Here is a 15,951-nt window from a genome sequence, read left to right on the forward strand (position 1 = left end):
GTCAACATTTTATTTGTATAATTCTGGACGGCGATCCGCAAAAACTGGAATTCCTTTACGTACTTCTTTAATTTTCTCGAATACAAGCTCTCCAAATAAAATTGATTCCTCTTCATTCGCCTCTACTACAACTTCACCCCAAGGATCCACAATTAAAGAATGACCTGCAAATACATTATTCGAATCCTTTCCTGCTCTATTACACGCAACAACATAACATTGATTTTCAACTGCTCTTGCTTGCAATAGCAAACGCCAATGTGCTAAACGAACTAATGGCCATTCAGCTACAACAAATAATAATTTTGCCCCTTTAGCAGTATGGACACGCATCCACTCTGGAAAACGAATGTCATAACAAATTGTTCCAGCGCATTCAACATCATCTAGCTTAAATTCGCCCGTACCATTACCAGCTATTAAATATTTATGTTCATCCATAAGCTGAAATAAATGTACTTTACTATATTCGTTGACTAGCTGTCCTTCATTATTTACAACATACATCGTATTTGTAACGCCTTGATCCGTTTGCTTCGCTATGGACCCACCAACAATATGTACATCATATTGCTTCGCCCATTCTATTAACTTTTCTTTCGTTTCTACTCCATCCCTATCTGCAATTTCAGAAAGTCTCGTTAAATCATATCCTGTTGTCCATAGTTCTGGTAAGACGATAACATCTGGCCTTTCCTTCATAGCTTCGCTTATTTTATTTTTAGCATTCTCAATATTTTTTTCTACATTTCCAAAAACAATATCCATTTGAATACATGCGACTTTCATTTTTTCAGCCCCATTCTTATTTTTCTCTTTACAAAATACTGGAAAGATTATATCATTTGTCACTAGAATTGTAACAACTTTCAAAAGAGGTGGAAAGTATGAAATTATTTCAACCTTCTGAGATAGTAACATCATTGCCAACACAATTTTTCGCTTCACTTGTTGCAAAAGTTAACAAAGTCGTTGCAGCTGGTCACGATGTTATTAATCTAGGTCAAGGTAATCCAGATCAACCAACACCGCAGCATATCGTAAAAGCTTTACAAGATGCTGCCGAAAAGACCATTCATCATAAATATCCGCCATTTCGCGGACATGAAAGCTTAAAGGAAGCCGTGGCTACATTCTATAAACGTGAATACGGCGTCGAATTAAACCCAAAAACTGAAGTTGCTATTTTGTTTGGCGGGAAGGCTGGACTAGTAGAATTACCGATTTGTTTTACAAATCCTGGTGATACGATTCTCGTTCCGGATCCAGGTTATCCAGATTATTTATCCGGGGTTGCTTTAGCAAAAGCACACTTTGAAACAATGCCGCTTATTGCAGAAAATAACTTTTTACCAGATTATACGAACATTGATGACTCTATTGCAGAGCGTGCAAAATTAATGTTTTTAAACTATCCAAATAATCCTACCGGTGCTACTGCATCAAAAGATTTTTTTGATGAAACCATTCACTTTGCTAATAAACATAATATATTAGTTGTTCACGATTTTGCTTATGGCGCTATCGGATTTGATGGTCAAAAACCTGTTAGTTTCTTGCAAGCAGATGGTGCGAAAGATATAGGAATTGAAATTTACACATTATCAAAAACTTTCAATATGGCTGGCTGGCGCATCGCTTTTGCTGTAGGGAATGAAAGTGTGATTGAAACAATTAACCTATTACAAGATCATATGTATGTTAGTATATTCGGTGCAGTTCAAGATGCTGCTCGAGAAGCGCTATTAAGTTCACAGTCTTGCGTAATAGACCTTGTAAATAGTTACGAATCTCGAAGAAACGCTCTTATTTCAGCCTGTCACTCAATTGGTTGGAATGTAGACATTCCAACAGGATCATTCTTTGCATGGCTTCCCGTTCCAAAAGGATATACCTCTGAGCAATTTTCTGATATTTTACTAGAAAAAGCACATGTCGCAGTTGCTCCTGGTGTTGGATTTGGTGAGCATGGGGAAGGGTATGTCCGTGTTGGTCTCTTGCATGCAGAAGATAGATTACGAGAAGCCATTAATCGAATTGGTAAATTAAATTTTTTCAAAATGTAATTGACAACACGAAAAATATCTGACAAAATTCAGTTATCTTAAAATTTTAAACATTTCTAAATACTTCTTATCAAGAGCAGGTGGAGGGACGAGCCCGACGAAACCCGGCAACCGATCTACAATTGTAGACACGGTGCTAATTCTCGCAGCATTACGCTGACAGATAAGGAGCTGGTTGTAAAAAAACCTCTCCTTAGCTGAGAGGTTTTTTTATTTAACTAGGAGGTTATAACAATGAGCGGAATTATAGCGACGTATTTAATCCATGATGATTCACATAACTTAGAAAAAAAAGCTGAGCAAATTGCACTCGGTTTAACAATTGGCTCTTGGACTCATTTGCCACACTTATTGCAAGAACAATTAAAGCAGCATAAAGGCAACGTCATTCATGTTGAGGAATTAGCTGAACATGAACATACCAATTCGTATTTACGTAAAAAAGTAAAACGCGGAATTATTAAAATCGAATATCCGCTATTAAACTTCAGTCCAGATTTACCAGCGATTTTAACGACTACATTTGGAAAGCTATCACTTGATGGCGAAGTAAAACTAATTGACTTAACTTTTTCAGACGAGTTAAAAAAACATTTTCCTGGTCCAAAATTCGGGATAGATGGTATTCGAAATCTTTTACAAGTGCATGATCGTCCCCTTTTAATGAGTATTTTTAAAGGAATGATTGGACGAAACATTGGGTATTTAAAAACGCAATTACGCGATCAAGCAATTGGTGGTGTAGATATAGTAAAAGATGATGAAATATTATTTGAAAATGCATTAACACCACTTACGAAACGCATTGTATCTGGAAAAGAAGTTTTACAATCTGTCTACGAAACATACGGTCATAAAACGTTATATGCCGTAAATTTAACAGGACGAACTTTTGATTTAAAAGAAAATGCTAAACGTGCAGTGCAAGCTGGAGCTGATATTCTATTATTCAACGTATTTGCTTACGGACTAGATGTACTACAATCACTTGCAGAAGATGATGAAATCCCAGTTCCTATTATGGCACATCCTGCTGTAAGCGGTGCTTATTCAGCATCCAAGTTATATGGAGTTTCATCTCCATTATTACTTGGAAAGCTACTACATTATGCTGGGGCTGACTTTTCATTATTCCCATCTCCATACGGAAGTGTTGCGCTAGAAAAAGAAGAGGCTCTTGCTATCTCAAAATATTTAACTGAAGACGATGCATTTTTCAAGAAGAGCTTTTCTGTTCCGTCTGCTGGTATTCATCCTGGTTTCGTTCCCTTTATTGTACGAGATTTCGGTAAAGATGTTGTTATTAATGCTGGCGGCGGGATACACGGACATCCAAATGGAGCGCAAGGCGGCGGTAAAGCTTTCCGTACTGCAATTGATGCTACGTTACAAAATAAACCACTCCATGAAGTAGACGACATAAATTTGCATAGTGCATTACAAATATGGGGAAATCCCTCTTATGAGGTGAAATTATGAGTATTCAAGTATTTTGTGATTTCGATGGCACGATTACAAATAATGATAACATTATGTCCATTATGGAAAAATTCGCACCACCAGAAGCCGAAGAAGTAAAGAATAAAATTTTATCACAAGAACTATTCATTCAAGAAGGTGTTTCTCAATTATTTCAATTAATACCTACTAATCTGCACGATGATATTATTCAATTTTTAATAGAAACTGCTGAAATCCGTAGTGGTTTTCATGAGTTTATACAATTCGTAAAGGAAAATAACATTTCTTTTTACGTGATATCAGGTGGAATGGATTTCTTCGTCTATCCACTCTTACAAGGAATCATTCCAAAAGAGCAAATTTATTGTAATGAAACAGACTTTTCAGCAGAGTTTATTACAGTTAAATGGCCTCATTCTTGTGATGATCATTGTCAAAATCATTGCGGATTATGTAAATCATCATTAATCCGTAAATTAAGTGATACAAATGACTTTCATATTGTAATTGGAGATTCTATTACTGATTTACAAGCCGCGAAACAAGCTGATAAAGTATTCGCTCGCGATTTTCTTATTACAAAGTGTGAAGAAAATCATATTGCTTATACACCGTTTGAAACATTTCAAGATGTGCAAGCTGAATTAAAACTTTTGTTGGAGGTGAAGGCATGAAACAACTTTTTCGTCAATGGTATGACTTAAGCGAGATAAAAAAAGAGTTAACAACACGAAATTGGTTCCCAGCAACAAGTGGTAATATTTCTATAAAGGTTAGTCATGAACCACTTACTTTTCTTATTACAGCAAGCGGTAAAGATAAAACAAAAACCACTCCAGATGATTTTCTATTAGTAGATCATGTAGGAGTTCCCGTTTTAGAGACTGAATTACGCCCTTCAGCAGAAACAATATTGCATACACACATTTATAACAATACGAATGCCGGTTGCGTACTTCATGTTCATACAACCGATAATAATGTCATCACAAATTTATATAGTGATGCAGTCATCCTTCAAAATCAAGAAATTATTAAAGCTCTCGATATTTGGGAAGAAGATGCAACCATTCACATTCCTATTATCGAAAACCATGCCCATATCCCAACACTTGGAGAAAACTTCCGAAAGCATATACAAGGAGATTCGGGTGCAGTATTAATCCGTAACCACGGTATTACCGTATGGGGCCGAGATAGCTTTGATGCAAAGAAGAGATTAGAAGCTTATGAGTTTTTATTCCAATTTCATATAAAACTATTATCAATTCAAGGAGGCGTTTCTAATGGCGCAAATTCGTATTCATGAAGTAAATACTCGTATTGAAAATGAAGTGGAAGTATCTAAATTTCTACAAGAGGAAGGCGTTTTATATGAGAAATGGAATATTTCTAAACTTCCTACTCATTTAAATGAAAATTATTCGTTAACAGATGAAAACAAAGCTGAAATATTAGCTGTGTTTTCAAAAGAAATCGCTGATGTTTCAGCACGCCGTGGTTATAAAGCACATGATGTAATTTCACTTTCAAATAGCACCCCTAACCTTGACGAATTATTAATTAATTTCCAAAAGGAACACCATCATACAGATGACGAAGTTCGCTTTATCGTCAGTGGTCATGGCATTTTCGCTATTGAAGGTAAAGATGGGAAATTCTTTGATGTTGAACTTGAGCCAGGCGATTTAATATCTGTTCCTGAAAATGCAAGACATTATTTTACCTTGCAAGATGATCGCCAAGTTGTAGCTATTCGTATTTTTGTGACAACTGAAGGCTGGGTTCCAATCTATTAAGGTAGTTAGTTGAATAAAAGGACTTGGACCCCCTTTTCCAAACTTTTATTCACTCTACATATATACATCCTCCTATGGAACAGGCTTATTTCATTTTGAAATAAGCCTGATTTTTTATTTACTTGAAAGTACTATTTCATCACAAATTTAACACCTTGATTTTTCAAGTGCATTTTCCGAACATTTTTTGAACATTTATTGAATTTTTTCTGAAAATTCTGTTTTATATGTGATATACTACAATTAATTAAGAAGGAAAATAATATCGCAAACAGAGGGGGATAATCATGAGCTTACTTATCGCACTTATACTTGGAGTTACATGTGGAGCATTTCCTGTTATTTTAGGAGCTATTATGGAAGAGTTAGAAATTGGTGTTTTAGGATTTGTCGCATCTTGTGTAAGCGCTTTATTGTTTGGTTTATTCGGCGCTATTCCTGTTTCAATTCTGTGTGCTTTTTATATAATACGCCATGCTCGTACAAAACAATTTGGCCCTAATCACATCGCACAAATTATCCCGTTCCCGATTGAACGATGCCGCCGGGCTTCTAACTTATAATTATAAAAATTAAAGATGACTAAATAAATAAAAGTCCTCATTTGAGGACTTTTATTTATTTTCTTCTAGAAATTGAAACAATTCTTGTAAATGTAGGGCATCTTCACCATAGCTAACAGATACATGAAATATGCCGTCAATCTCAGCTTGCATATAAAGATCCACTCCATCACGATCATATTTCAATGCTAAATAAAACTCCATTTCTTCTAACATCTTTTTTGAGGTTCGAATTACATAATGCCCCTTCTCATCTCTTCCATATTCAAATTCTGGTTCAAAATCATATTTTTGTTTAAAAGCTTCTTTTTGTCTTTCATTAATTTGCATACAAGTAGCTCGCTGTACAGTATCAATCATCTCATCAAACTTTTGAAGGTCCACCTCGTTTACCCCCTTATATATTTTTTATATAATACTTGTGTTCCACTATTTTCTTCGCCATCCTTAATTAACTCTTCATACAATTCTTTCGCCAAACTTAAGCCTGGGACTGGTAATTGTAATTTTTCTGCTTCCTCTAAAGCAATTTTCATATCTTTCATAAAATGCTTTACATAAAATCCTGGCTCAAAGTCTCCTTTTAACATTCGAGGAGCTAAATTACTTAATGACCAGCTACCTGCTGCCCCTGTTGAAATACTCTCTAACACTTTATCTGGATTCAGTCCAGCCTTCTTCGCGTAAGCAACAGCTTCACATACTCCAATCATATTGGAAGCAATGGCAATTTGATTACACATTTTTGTATGTTGTCCACTCCCAGCTGGTCCTTGTAATTGAATGTTTGTTCCTAACTTTTCAAGTAAAGGTAAGCATCTATCATATATTTCTTTCTCTCCACCTACCATAATTGCGAGTTTTGCTTCTTTCGCGCCAACATCTCCTCCTGAGACAGGTGCATCTAACGTATATATTTTTTTGCTTTTTGCAACTTCATTAATACGTTTTGCTAAAGTAGGTGTAGATGTCGTAAAGTCAATTGCTATCGTACCTTCTTTTGCATGTTCTATAATTCCTTCTATACCAAAATACACTTCTTCTACATCATGTGGATATCCAACCATTGTCATTACAATATCAACTTGCTTCACTAACTCTTTTGGCGTATCACACCAATGTGCACCAGCTTGCACTAAAGAATCTGTTTTTGCTTTCGTTCTATTATATACATATACTTTATGACCATCTTGCATTAAGTGATAAACCATACTTTTTCCCATTACGCCAATACCAATGAAACCTATTGATACAGTTTTATGTTCCATTTTCTCATCCCCTTTGTTCTAATAAATCATTTACCATCTTTCGGAACTCTTTATTAAAGTCATCATCCATACTATTTTTCACATTTGAAAATAACATAACAAAAATTCCTTTTTCTTTATTAAAATTATTGAAAGTGTTCCAACCAGATAATACACCATGATTATGAAAATAATCTGGATATATATAAAAACTAAATGCATATTTCCGTTCTGCTGAAGGCGAAAACATTGCTTGTATACTTTGTTCAGAAAGAAGTTTTCCATTTATAATAGCTTCGTCTAACTTCTTCATATCTCCAACTGTCGTATACATCTCACCACAACCATATAGCCAATCCATGCCTAACTTCTGCGCTGGTACAAGCTCTTGATTTTTTTTCACATAACCCTTTGCAAAATTTTTATCTCCAGGTACCATATTTCCCATACCGGATTCATGCATATCTACTTTTAAAAATATGTTTTCTTTTATGTAATCTCCTAATGGTTTTTTGGAGATATGTTCTATTATATAAGCAAGAACCATATAATTATAATCTGTATATCTCCAACCTGTTCCTGCAGGAAATTCTAAATTTTGACGTCCAATCCAATTAATTAATTGTAAGCGGGAAGCCGCATTCACATTTCCTTTCGCATGTTCAGGTAAACCAGAGGTATGCGTTAATAAATGATATAGCGTAATATTTTTATTCTCCGGAAATGAAGGAATATATTTATTTACATTATCTTGAATATTCAATTTACCTTGTTCTTGCAACTGTAAAATAGATGTGGCAACAACTGTTTTCGTAATAGAACCGATACGATATTTTGTTTGAGGCGTATTTTCTATTTTATTTTGAACATCAGCATACCCATATCCTTTATTCAATATAACATGCTCTTTATCTGTTACCAAAACTGTTCCATTAAATTGCTTTCCGACTAAATATTGATCTAATTTTTGAGATATACTAGCATAATCAATTTGTTGCTCTTCTTTTTCTTCTATATTCCCTTGTACTTCCGATTCAATAGTAGGATTCACTTTAGTTGTTAATACAGTGTTTTCCTTTATATTGGGGCTAACAAGAAAATAGTATACTCCGCCGCCAACTATAGCAGACAGTGAAGCCACCACCATTACTTTTTTTATCATATTGATCCTCCATAATTCCTTCGCTAAAAATTGTCCCCCCCTATTCTATTATCAAACAATAAAAAAAAATCGCAACAATTTGTTGCGAAAAATTACATTTTTTCTTTTCTATACACACATACTTGATTCTTTCCATTTTTTTTCGCTTCATATAATGCAATGTCCGCTCGTTGCATTAATTCTTCTCTTGCAGTTCCTTGTTCATATAACGCAACTCCAAAGCTAGCTGTTAACTTCGAAATTCCAGTAAATTGCTTTGTTTCAATGAAGAATCGTAATGACTCCGCAACTTGAAATGCTTCCTTTTCTACTGTATTTGTCACTAATATAATGAATTCTTCTCCTCCCCATCTTGCAAATACATGTTGCTGCTCCACTTTAGATTTCATAAGCTCTGCAAGTTGTATTAATGCTAAATCGCCAAAATCATGACCATATGTGTCATTAACTGTTTTAAAATTATCTATATCAAATAAAATGATTGCTATTTTCTCATCACTACGTATTACCTTTTCCCATTCTACCTCTAGTATTTGTTGAAACTTTAAACGATTATAAATCTCTGTCAATGAATCTATCATAGCAAGTCTTTCTTGTTCTTGATAGGTTTCATCTAATTCTGTAATTTCCGTGCACTTTACAATAAATCTTGATAAATCTTCTGGCAATGGTGTCGCACGTAATAGAAAAGTAGATACTGCCCCTTCATAATTTAACATCTTAATTCTTCTACCACTAGATAAAGTATCGTCTAGCCATGTTATATCATGCGTCGTCGAGTAGTATCCATTTTCTCTAATAAAATGTTCAGCAAATACTAAATGTTGCTCACGATAGGCAAACAAATTTTCATATCCGAAAAAAGCTAAAAAATTTGTATTACAATCAACTATTTCATCATCTTCTACTATAAATAATAGATCATTTTGAAAATCAAACATCGTTTGAAGCAATTCCTGCTGCAAACTAACTTGCCTTACTAAAGAAAGTTGATACAAACTCTTATTCACTTCCTCTAACACTGCTTGCGGAGTTACAGGAGCTATTACAATATTACGTATTCCTAATGCAAGTACATCTGTGAATTCTTTTGTTATTTGTTGATCCCAAATGACAATGAATGTACTGTGCGGAGTATACATATTCTTTATATATTTTATTTGAGAATAATCTGTTACATACGTAATGATAATGTGTGGTTTCGTTCTTTGAAATAATAGTTCGCCCTCTTCAAAACTATTTGCTATAAACATACATTTTGGATGGATATTTTCTACCGTTTGTTGATGCTTACATCCATTTTCTATATAAAGGACATTTAACTGCAGATCTTGTAACACATTTTGGAAAACCGTATTCTCTAATAAAAAATGTAGTATGTTCATCACTAGTCTTCACTCACTTCATATATCTTGTTCTACTGAATTCCTCACAAATTTTTTTAAAAGACTGGTCTCCAATAAACTTTAATTTGTGAGAGACACATATTAACAAGCTAATTGAGAATGTTATCTTCGCTTTTCACTCTATAAATTCCTTTTTTAGTGTATGATTGTAGGAATTGTATCGTTTGTATGAATGCCCTAGCTAATTTTTAAAACTTGACAATTAAAATAAAGATATTATATTCTTAAATTCGATAACTTACAAAATGTAAGTAGTGTATATTATTTTTTTGAAAATAATTCGATATACAATTTGGAGGATATACAATGACAAACGACAACTTTTTTGATGTTCTATATGAACGCACATCTACACGTGCATTCAACCCAAATAAAGAAATCTCATCTACAGAATTACATGAGATTTTAAAAGCCGCAGCACAAGCACCTTCCGCTTGGAACTTACAACACTGGAAATTCCTTGTTTTTCAAGGTGAAGATGTACAAAAACGATTACACCCAATAGCTTATAACCAACAACAAATTCTTGATGCTTCTGCAGTAGTCGCTATTTTAGGCGATTTAGAAGCTTATAAAAATGTTGAGCCGGTATATGGTCCAATTGTAGAACAAGGATTTATGAAAGAAGAAGCAAAAGAACGCTTAGCTAAAAATATTGAATCTGCATATGCTCGTGAACAATTCCCAAGAGATGCTGCCTTTTCAAATGCATCTTTAGCAGCAATGCAACTTATGCTTGCAGCTAAAGCAACTGGTTGGGATACTTGTGCTATTGGTGGCTTCAATCCACAAGCACTGACAGACGAATTTAACGTTTCATCTCGTTACGTTCCAATTATGCTTATTACAATTGGTGAATCAACTTTAAAAGGCCACCCTGCACCTCGCATGAGCGTAGAGCAAGTGAGTGAGTGGGCAAAATAATAAAAAACGAAGGTAACTACGTTGCCTTCGTTTTTTTATTTCCTGTCATACTTTTGTAATATTACTACAAATCATTCGACATTTATACTTATGGAAAAGTATATTCTATTCCCTCCTCATAAATAAACGTGACGTTTCGTGTCGAATTTTGTTAAGGTGTTGAAATATACCCGTGTATTTTTGTTACAATTGTGATACAATGATAACAAATAGATAACAAGAGAGGGATTTTCATTGAGTTCATACGGAAGCTTTATCGCACTTTTATGTTACATAGTAACTGTACTGCTTCTATATTTTATTGGTGATGCCGCAAACATCTCCATTTTACAATTTCCAAAAGAAGAAGCATTCCAATTAGAATCAGAAAAACATACTGCACGATCCATTGTGCCACTACTCCTAGCTCTTCCTGTATATATCATCGTTTTATATAAAAGTAAAAAAGTGTAAAGGCTACCCATTTCATTTATTTCGGTGGTTTTTACATTTTTTTGTTATATTCCCCCTATTTTAAACATCATTCCATACTAAACACCCAGCTAGTCATTTAAAATGAGAAAATCCCCTAGAAAAAATTCCACTCTCTGTCCAGTCACTAACTACCGAACTTACATAGATTATAAGTGTGAAGGGGGTGATGAGGATTATGTTTGGATCATTTGGATGCTGTGATAACTTTAGAGACTGTCATCATCGTGAAAGAGAGTGTGACCATCGCGAACATCGCGAGAAAGAGAGAGAAGTAGTTAGACCACAACAACCAGCTGTATGTAACGTACTTGCTAGCATTTCAGTTGGAACAGAGCTTTCTCTTTTAAGCATTAGAGGTAATGGCACTTTCAATAATGTAATTTTTGAAGGTTTCGCTAACGGTGTTGCTCTTTTCTCTGCTTTAGCTCGTAATAACAAAGACGACAAAGATAACAATAAAGACGATAAGAACAATCAAAATCGAAATACTTTTACTGGTATTTTACGTGTATGCCCAACTGATATCGTTGCAATCGCTATCTAATTCTGTCTCTTATCCTCAATAGTAAGCAAATAAGATTTACTTTTCTCATAGAAAAAACCTGAGACCGATTTCAAATCGGCTCAGGTTTTTTTATTGTTTATATGCTTTTAACTAGTTCAACAACTTCTTCAGCAGTTGACATCATTAATGCTTTTTCTGCTAATGTTTCCATTTCTGCTTTTGACAACTTGCTTAGCTGTGTTCTTGCAGGAAGAATAGATGTTGCACTCATACTGAACTCATCTAAACCTAATCCTAATAATAATGGGATAGCAAGTGAATCGCCCGCCATCTCACCACACATACCAGCCCATTTGCCTTCTTTATGAGCAGCATCGATAACCATTTTTACAAGACGTAAAATAGATGGGTTATATGGTTGGTATAAGTAAGATACTTGTTCGTTCATACGGTCTGCAGCCATTGTGTATTGGATTAAATCATTTGTTCCGATAGAGAAGAAGTCAACTTCTTTCGCGAATTGATCTGCTAATACTGCTGAAGCTGGGATTTCAACCATCATACCAACTTCAATAGAATCAGAAACAGTTGTACCCGCTTCTACAAGTTTCGCTTTCTCTTCTAATAAAATCGCTTTCGCTTGACGGAACTCATCAAGAGTTGCAATCATTGGGAACATAATTTTTAAGTTACCGTATACGCTAGCACGAAGTAATGCACGAAGTTGTGTACGGAACACATCTTGCTCATCAAGACATAAGCGAATTGCACGGTATCCTAAGAATGGGTTCATTTCTTTTGGTAAATGTAAGTATGGAAGCTCTTTATCTCCACCGATGTCAAGTGTACGAACAACGACTGGTTGACCTTCTTTTACACCTTCAAGAACTGCTTTATACGCTTCGAACTGCTCTTCTTCTGTTGGAAGATTGTCACGGCCCATGTATAAGAATTCTGTACGGTATAAGCCAACGCCTTCTCCGCCATTATCGATAATACCTTGTACATCATGTGGTGTTCCGATATTTGCAACAAGCTCAACGTGATGTCCGTCACTTGTTACAGTGGCTTGGTCTTTTAATTTAGCCCATTCAGCTTTTTGCTCTTCAAATTTCGCTTTCTTTTCTTCAAACGAACGAAGAGTTTCTTCTGATGGGTTTACAATTACTTCTCCATCTAAACCGTCAATGATAACGATATCGCCGTTTTGGATTTTCTCCATAACAACTTTCGTACCAACAACAGCTGGAATTTCCATAGAACGAGCCATAATTGCAGAGTGAGATGTACGTCCACCGATATCAGTAGTGAAACCTTTTGCATACTTACGGTTTAACTGAGCTGTATCAGATGGTGTTAAATCTTCAGCAATGATGATTACCTCTTCAGAAATTGTACCAGGATTTGAGAAGTTAATTCCTAGTAAATGTGCAAGAACGCGTTTTGTTACGTCACGAATGTCCGCAGCACGTTCTTTCATATATTCGTTATCCATGTTTTCAAACATAGAAATAAACATTGATGCAACTTCATCCATTGCAAATTCAGCATTTACTTTTTCGCTATTTACTTTATCTTTTACTAGGTTTACTAGTTCTGGATCATTTAACACTAATAAATGTGCTTCAAAGATCGCAGCTTTGTCAGCACCTAGTTCAGCAAATGCGTGGTCCTTAATAGCTTCTAATTCAGTTTTTGCTTTCTCAAGCGCAGCGTCTAAGCGTGCAATTTCTGCAGCTTCGTTTGTAATTGATTTCTTTTCGATGTTAAATTCAGGATTTTCAAGTCTGAAAGCCTTTGCAATAGCAATCCCACTTGATGCAGCGATCCCTTGAATGTTAAGAGTCATTATTCTCCTAATCCTTCGTTTTTCATAGTTTCTTCGATAGCTGCTAGTGCTTGAGCTGCATCATCACCATTTGCAGTGATTTTAATTTCTGCGTTTTGTTGAATGCCTAAAGACATAACGCCCATAATTGATTTTAAGTTAACGTTCTTTCCGTTATACTCTAAGTTAATGTCAGAACCGAATTTGCTTGCAGTGTTTACAAGTAGAGTTGCTGGACGAGCATGAATTCCTGAGTCGCTAGTTACTTTAAAGATTTTTTCCATGATAATTTATCTCCTTTAAATTACAGTATTTTTTAGTTGTATAGACGTGAGTACTACACCATCTATTGTATATAATAGGCGATGTTCGGTCAACCACATCGCCTATTATAATTATAAACATTTTGCGTCAAATTCCTACTGAATGTCAATAATAGCGGTTTCGCCCTTCTTAACATTTCCATCTTTTTTCAATTCGACTTGTTGCCCTTGTTGTAAGTTTGTAAAGACAATTGGTGTAATGATAGATGGTGCATTTTCTTTTACAAATGCAAGATCTACTTTTAATAATGGTTGGCCTTGTTTCACCTTGTCGCCTTGTGCTACAAGCGCTTCAAAACCTTCACCATTTAATTTTACAGTATCAATACCGAAGTGGATTAAAATTTCTTTTCCGCCTTCAGATTGAATGCCAATCGCATGTTTTGTAGGGAATACATTGACAATCTCACCGTTCACTGGAGAAACTACTGTTCCTTCAGTTGGTTCAATTGCAAATCCGTCTCCCATCATTTTTCCTGAGAATACTTGGTCAGGTACTTCTGTAATTGGTAAGATTTTTCCTTCGATTGGTGATACAATTGTTTCATTTTCATCAACTTTTTGAGGAGTTTCTTCCACTTTTACAGGTTCTTCTTTTTCAACATGAGGTGTACGACCTGACATAATATCATGAATTTGTGATTTTAATGTGTCAGACTTCGGCCCGAAAATAGCTTGAATGTTATTTCCAACTTCAAGTACACCAGCTGCTCCAAGTTCTTTTAAGCGGTCTTTGTTTACATTCTTTTGTTCGTTAACTTGAACACGTAAACGAGTAATACAAGCATCTAAAGAAGCAATGTTTTCTTTACCACCAAGTGCTACTAATACTTCACGAGGAAGTTCGCCTGCTTCTGCTTTTCCTGCGCCGTCATTTGCATTTGCCACTTCACGACCAGGTGTTTTTAGATTCCATTTGCGAATTGCAAAGCGGAATCCGAAGTAGTAAATAACTGCTAGTACAAGACCAACAATAATTACCCACCACCATGCTGTACGGCCTGGTAATACACCGAATAATAGGAAGTCAATTAAACCACCAGAGAATGTCATACCAATTTTAACACCTAAAATTTGCATTGTCATAAATGATAGACCAGCAAATACAGCGTGAATTCCGAATAATACTGGCGCTACGAATAAGAATGAAAATTCAAGTGGCTCTGTAATACCTGTTAAGAAAGATGTTAATGCTGCAGAACCTAAAATACCTGCTGCTAATTTTTTATTTTCTGGACGTGCTTCATGGTACATTGCTAAAGCTGCTGCTGGAAGACCAAACATCATGAACGGATACTTACCAGTTGTAAATGTACCTGCTGTTAATTCTACACCGTCTTTTAACTGTGCCATAAAGATTTTTTGGTCACCACGGATTAATTCGCCAGCTGCATTTGTATACTGACCGAATTCGAACCAGAACGGTGAATAGAAAATGTGATGTAATCCAAATGGAATTAATGAACGTTCAATTAAACCGAATATAAATGCTGCGATTGTTCTATTTGCATCAATCATTTGATGTGAGAACGTGTTTAAGCCACCTTGAATGTATGGCCAAATGAAGCACATGATAATACCTACTATTAAAGAGAATGTTGCAGTTGCGATCGGTACGAAGCGCTTACCTGCAAAGAAACCTAAGTATGATGGTAATTCAATGTTGAAGTATTTATTATAGCAATATGCCGCTACTATACCGACGATAATACCACCAAATACTCCTGTTTGTAGCGTTGGAATACCTAATACGTTTGCATATGCTGGATCTGCAAATCCAATTTTTACTGGGTCTGCTCCAGAACTTGTTACTTTCACTAGCTTATCTACTTCTAAGAACACACTCATCGTTTTGTTCATAATTAAGTAGCCGACGAATGCTGCTAAACCAGCTACTCCGTCTCCACCAGCTAAACCAATCGCTACCCCAACTGCGAATAATAATGCAAGGTTAGCGAAAATAATATCACCAGATTGTTCCATAATTTTTGCAACCATTACGAACCAATCTGCTTTTAAAGCAGGAATAACATTTGTTAACTGTGGATTTTGAAATGCATTACCAAATCCAAGTAAAATACCTGCCGCCGGTAAAATCGCTACTGGAAGCATTAACGCTTTTCCGACTTTTTGAAGAACACCAAAGATCTTCTTAAACATGGAAACCCTTCCTCTCTTATCTATATTGATACC

The 15,951-nt window shown here is 35.3% G+C and carries 17 protein-coding genes and 1 riboswitch; of the genes, 9 read left to right on the forward strand and 8 right to left on the reverse strand.

The window, feature by feature from the left end; translation table 11 throughout:
- Window positions 1–9: 9 nt before the first annotated feature.
- Complete coding sequence (locus MKY21_RS20325) at window positions 10–873, reverse strand: carbon-nitrogen family hydrolase (RefSeq protein ID WP_341077945.1); 864 nt, start codon at window positions 871–873, stop codon at window positions 10–12.
- A 14-nt stretch (window positions 874–887) separates the two neighbouring features.
- Between MKY21_RS20325 and MKY21_RS20330 the strand changes: the two genes are divergently transcribed.
- The 6 genes from MKY21_RS20330 (at window position 888) to MKY21_RS20355 (ending at window position 5,889) form a co-directional block, all read left to right on the forward strand.
- Window positions 888–2,066: a pyridoxal phosphate-dependent aminotransferase gene (locus MKY21_RS20330; RefSeq protein ID WP_341077250.1), complete on the forward strand. Its 1,179-nt coding sequence runs from the start codon at window positions 888–890 to the stop codon at window positions 2,064–2,066.
- A 64-nt stretch (window positions 2,067–2,130) separates the two neighbouring features.
- Window positions 2,131–2,236: riboswitch (SAM riboswitch) on the forward strand.
- A 64-nt stretch (window positions 2,237–2,300) separates the two neighbouring features.
- Window positions 2,301–3,545, forward strand: a complete 1,245-nt coding sequence (gene mtnW, locus MKY21_RS20335; RefSeq protein ID WP_044795959.1) for a 2,3-diketo-5-methylthiopentyl-1-phosphate enolase — start codon at window positions 2,301–2,303, stop codon at window positions 3,543–3,545.
- Complete coding sequence (locus tag MKY21_RS20340) at window positions 3,542–4,201, forward strand: 2-hydroxy-3-keto-5-methylthiopentenyl-1-phosphate phosphatase (RefSeq protein WP_000027455.1); 660 nt, start codon at window positions 3,542–3,544, stop codon at window positions 4,199–4,201. Before mtnW ends, MKY21_RS20340 begins: the two co-directional genes overlap by 4 nt.
- Complete coding sequence (locus MKY21_RS20345) at window positions 4,198–4,836, forward strand: methylthioribulose 1-phosphate dehydratase (protein WP_000811338.1); 639 nt, start codon at window positions 4,198–4,200, stop codon at window positions 4,834–4,836. The genes MKY21_RS20340 and MKY21_RS20345 overlap by 4 nt, the downstream gene beginning before the upstream one ends.
- Window positions 4,814–5,326 carry a 1,2-dihydroxy-3-keto-5-methylthiopentene dioxygenase gene (locus MKY21_RS20350; protein WP_000057317.1) on the forward strand — a complete coding sequence of 171 codons (513 nt, stop codon included), beginning with the start codon at window positions 4,814–4,816 and terminating at the stop codon, window positions 5,324–5,326. The genes MKY21_RS20345 and MKY21_RS20350 overlap by 23 nt, the downstream gene beginning before the upstream one ends.
- Window positions 5,327–5,613: 287 nt before the next feature.
- The gene (locus MKY21_RS20355; protein WP_341077254.1) at window positions 5,614–5,889 is read left to right on the forward strand and encodes a hypothetical protein; all 276 of its coding nucleotides are present in this window, start codon (window positions 5,614–5,616) and stop codon (window positions 5,887–5,889) included.
- A gap of 51 nt (window positions 5,890–5,940) precedes the next feature.
- Here the strand turns inward: MKY21_RS20355 and MKY21_RS20360 are convergent, their stop codons facing one another.
- The 4 genes from MKY21_RS20360 to MKY21_RS20375 form a co-directional block, all read right to left on the reverse strand.
- Window positions 5,941–6,273 (reverse strand): DUF3909 family protein, encoded by a 333-nt coding sequence (locus tag MKY21_RS20360; protein ID WP_000365622.1) that lies wholly within the window; start codon window positions 6,271–6,273, stop codon window positions 5,941–5,943.
- A gap of 5 nt (window positions 6,274–6,278) precedes the next feature.
- Window positions 6,279–7,157 carry an NAD(P)-dependent oxidoreductase gene (locus tag MKY21_RS20365; RefSeq protein ID WP_000400471.1) on the reverse strand — a complete coding sequence of 293 codons (879 nt, stop codon included), beginning with the start codon at window positions 7,155–7,157 and terminating at the stop codon, window positions 6,279–6,281.
- Window positions 7,158–7,161: 4 nt separating this feature from the next.
- A complete protein-coding gene (locus MKY21_RS20370) occupies window positions 7,162–8,298 on the reverse strand; it encodes a serine hydrolase (RefSeq protein WP_000592914.1) in 1,137 nt (378 codons plus the stop codon).
- A 92-nt stretch (window positions 8,299–8,390) separates the two neighbouring features.
- Complete coding sequence (locus MKY21_RS20375; protein ID WP_341077257.1) at window positions 8,391–9,683, reverse strand: GGDEF domain-containing protein; 1,293 nt, start codon at window positions 9,681–9,683, stop codon at window positions 8,391–8,393.
- Between the two features lie 327 nt (window positions 9,684–10,010).
- Here MKY21_RS20375 and MKY21_RS20380 point away from each other — a divergent pair, with 327 nt between their 5' ends.
- The 3 genes from MKY21_RS20380 (at window position 10,011) to MKY21_RS20390 (ending at window position 11,646) form a co-directional block, all read left to right on the forward strand.
- Window positions 10,011–10,628 (forward strand): nitroreductase family protein, encoded by a 618-nt coding sequence (locus tag MKY21_RS20380; RefSeq protein ID WP_000180372.1) that lies wholly within the window; start codon window positions 10,011–10,013, stop codon window positions 10,626–10,628.
- Between the two features lie 234 nt (window positions 10,629–10,862).
- Window positions 10,863–11,081 (forward strand): hypothetical protein, encoded by a 219-nt coding sequence (locus tag MKY21_RS20385; RefSeq protein ID WP_000100485.1) that lies wholly within the window; start codon window positions 10,863–10,865, stop codon window positions 11,079–11,081.
- A gap of 196 nt (window positions 11,082–11,277) precedes the next feature.
- On the forward strand, window positions 11,278–11,646 hold the full coding sequence (locus MKY21_RS20390) for a DUF3915 domain-containing protein (RefSeq protein WP_000468038.1): 369 nt from the start codon (window positions 11,278–11,280) through the stop codon (window positions 11,644–11,646).
- Between the two features lie 97 nt (window positions 11,647–11,743).
- Here MKY21_RS20390 and ptsP read toward each other — a convergent pair whose 3' ends face one another.
- The 3 genes from ptsP to ptsG form a co-directional block, all read right to left on the reverse strand.
- Window positions 11,744–13,456, reverse strand: a complete 1,713-nt coding sequence (ptsP, locus tag MKY21_RS20395; RefSeq protein ID WP_341077259.1) for a phosphoenolpyruvate--protein phosphotransferase — start codon at window positions 13,454–13,456, stop codon at window positions 11,744–11,746.
- Window positions 13,456–13,719: a phosphocarrier protein HPr gene (gene ptsH / locus MKY21_RS20400; protein WP_000411080.1), complete on the reverse strand. Its 264-nt coding sequence runs from the start codon at window positions 13,717–13,719 to the stop codon at window positions 13,456–13,458. The genes ptsP and ptsH overlap by 1 nt, the downstream gene beginning before the upstream one ends.
- Window positions 13,720–13,854: 135 nt before the next feature.
- Window positions 13,855–15,918: a PTS glucose transporter subunit IIABC gene (gene ptsG / locus MKY21_RS20405; RefSeq protein WP_000473174.1), complete on the reverse strand. Its 2,064-nt coding sequence runs from the start codon at window positions 15,916–15,918 to the stop codon at window positions 13,855–13,857.
- Window positions 15,919–15,951 lie beyond the last annotated feature (33 nt).

Source organism: Bacillus sp. FSL R9-9497 (assembly GCF_038005805.1).
GTDB lineage: Bacteria > Bacillota > Bacilli > Bacillales > Bacillaceae_G > Bacillus_A > Bacillus_A cereus.

Bases quoted from the DNA above. Each gene is read 5' to 3' on its own strand.
- MKY21_RS20330 (WP_341077250.1), top strand. From the start codon at position 888: ATGAAATTATTTCAACCTTCTGAGATAGTAACATCATTGCCAACACAA.
- mtnW (WP_044795959.1), top strand. From the start codon at position 2,301: ATGAGCGGAATTATAGCGACGTATTTAATCCATGATGATTCACATAAC.
- MKY21_RS20340 (WP_000027455.1), top strand. From the start codon at position 3,542: ATGAGTATTCAAGTATTTTGTGATTTCGATGGCACGATTACAAATAAT.
- MKY21_RS20345 (WP_000811338.1), top strand. From the start codon at position 4,198: ATGAAACAACTTTTTCGTCAATGGTATGACTTAAGCGAGATAAAAAAA.
- MKY21_RS20350 (WP_000057317.1), top strand. From the start codon at position 4,814: ATGGCGCAAATTCGTATTCATGAAGTAAATACTCGTATTGAAAATGAA.
- MKY21_RS20355 (WP_341077254.1), top strand. From the start codon at position 5,614: ATGAGCTTACTTATCGCACTTATACTTGGAGTTACATGTGGAGCATTT.
- MKY21_RS20365 (WP_000400471.1), bottom strand. From the start codon at position 7,157: ATGGAACATAAAACTGTATCAATAGGTTTCATTGGTATTGGCGTAATG.
- MKY21_RS20370 (WP_000592914.1), bottom strand. From the start codon at position 8,298: ATGATAAAAAAAGTAATGGTGGTGGCTTCACTGTCTGCTATAGTTGGC.
- MKY21_RS20375 (WP_341077257.1), bottom strand. From the start codon at position 9,683: ATGAACATACTACATTTTTTATTAGAGAATACGGTTTTCCAAAATGTG.
- MKY21_RS20380 (WP_000180372.1), top strand. From the start codon at position 10,011: ATGACAAACGACAACTTTTTTGATGTTCTATATGAACGCACATCTACA.
- MKY21_RS20390 (WP_000468038.1), top strand. From the start codon at position 11,278: ATGTTTGGATCATTTGGATGCTGTGATAACTTTAGAGACTGTCATCAT.
- ptsP (WP_341077259.1), bottom strand. From the start codon at position 13,456: ATGACTCTTAACATTCAAGGGATCGCTGCATCAAGTGGGATTGCTATT.
- ptsH (WP_000411080.1), bottom strand. From the start codon at position 13,719: ATGGAAAAAATCTTTAAAGTAACTAGCGACTCAGGAATTCATGCTCGT.
- ptsG (WP_000473174.1), bottom strand. From the start codon at position 15,918: ATGTTTAAGAAGATCTTTGGTGTTCTTCAAAAAGTCGGAAAAGCGTTA.